This is a genomic window from Mucilaginibacter sp. (genome assembly GCF_036383575.1).
In the GTDB taxonomy this organism is placed as follows: Bacteria; Bacteroidota; Bacteroidia; order Sphingobacteriales; family Sphingobacteriaceae; genus Mucilaginibacter.
Genome location: NZ_DASVOB010000643.1, coordinates 1 through 1,684 on the forward strand (window position 1 = coordinate 1; position 1,684 = coordinate 1,684).

The 1,684-nt window shown below is 44.7% G+C and carries 1 protein-coding gene; it reads left to right on the plus strand.

The window, feature by feature from the left end; genetic code table 11:
- On the plus strand, positions 1-1,684 hold a 1,684-nt coding region (locus VF500_RS22680; RefSeq protein ID WP_330861861.1), incomplete at both ends, for an ABC transporter permease.

Consider the following 1,684-nt stretch of genomic DNA (forward strand, 5'->3'; position numbering starts at 1 on the left):
CCAGTCGATGATAAATTAAAGCACCTGCTCGATTCTTTGGGCGACAAGCGCTCGCAGGAACGGAGTTTTGCATCCATGCTGTATTTTCCGCGCACCAAGGGCACAAGACTGGTGCAGATCAGGGCGTTGCAGGGAGGTTTCCCCTACTATGGCACTTTAGAAACCACTCCCGAGGCTGCCGGGCTTAACTTTAAACAAGGTAAAATGGCGTTGGTTGATAAAACCCTGATGCTGCAATTCAACGCCAAAGTTGGCGACTCCGTAAAAGTGGGCAACCTCAATTTCCTGATCGCGGGGACCCTAAACAAGGCACCCGGGCAAAGCGGTGTTATGGCAAGCATAGCCCCGGTGGTTTATATCCCCATGCAGTATTTGGAGCAAACCGGGCTGATAAAAATTGGCAGCCGGGTTAATTACAGTTTTTATTACAAGTTCAATTCGTCAGTTAATGTAGATAAACTCAGCAAAAAGATCGACCCGATGCTTGACAAAGCCGGGATGCGCTTTGAAACTATCGAAACAAAAAAAGATAACACAGGTCGTGCATTTGGCGATCTGAGCCGCTTTTTATCATTGGTAGCCTTTGTTGCCTTACTGCTGGGTTGCGTTGGTGTAGCCAGTGCCATTCATATTTACGTAAAGGAAAAAATAGCATCAATAGCCATAATGCGCTGCCTGGGCGTTAAATCATCCGAAGCGTTTTTGATATACCTCATCCAAATTGTGGGGATCGGGATCATTGGTTCAGTTACCGGGGCTATACTGGGTACGGCTGTTCAGCATTTATTGCCTCTGGTATTTAAAGACTTTTTACCGTTTGCCATCTCCGTACAAATATCATGGATGGCTATAGGCCAGGGTATTTTGCTGGGTGTTATCATATCTATCCTGTTTGCTTTGCTGCCATTAATATCTGTAAGAAACATTTCGCCGCTCAACACGCTCCGCATTTCCTTTGATGAAACCGGCAACAGGCGCGATCCTTTACGCTGGCTGGTGTATTTGCTGATCCTGATCTTTGTGATAGCCTTTACTTATTTGCAATTAGATAGTGTGATTGGCAGTATCCTGTTCACGCTGGGCATCCTCATTGCTTTCATGATCCTTACCGCAACGGCGTGGTTACTGATGCGGATCACTAAAACCATTATTAAAGGCTCATGGAGTTATTTATGGCGACAGGGCTTTGCCAATTTATATCGGCCCAATAATCAAACTATTATCCTCATTGTATCCATTGGATTAAGTACCATGTTTATCTGCACACTTTATTTTGTGCAAACGTTGTTAGTGCAGCAGGTAAATCTTTCATCCAGCGGCAATCAATCAAATATGATATTGTTTGATATCCAGAGCAGTCAGAAAAAAGGTGTTGTACAATTAACAAAGCAACAGGGGCTTCCGGTATTGCAGCAGGTGCCTATTGTTACCATGCGCATTGAGCAAATTAACGGTAAAACCGCCGCCGATCTTACTAAGGACAGCACGATCAAAATACAGCATGGTGTTTTCGCCTGGGAATACCGGGTAACCTTCAGGGACTCATTAACAGCGTCAGAAAAACTACTGGATGGCAAATGGATAGGCAAGGCTGATCCTTCAAAAGAGATCCCGGTATCCGTTGAAGAAAACCTGTCCAAACGCGGGAACCTTAAAATTGGTGATAAAATAGTATTCAATGTAC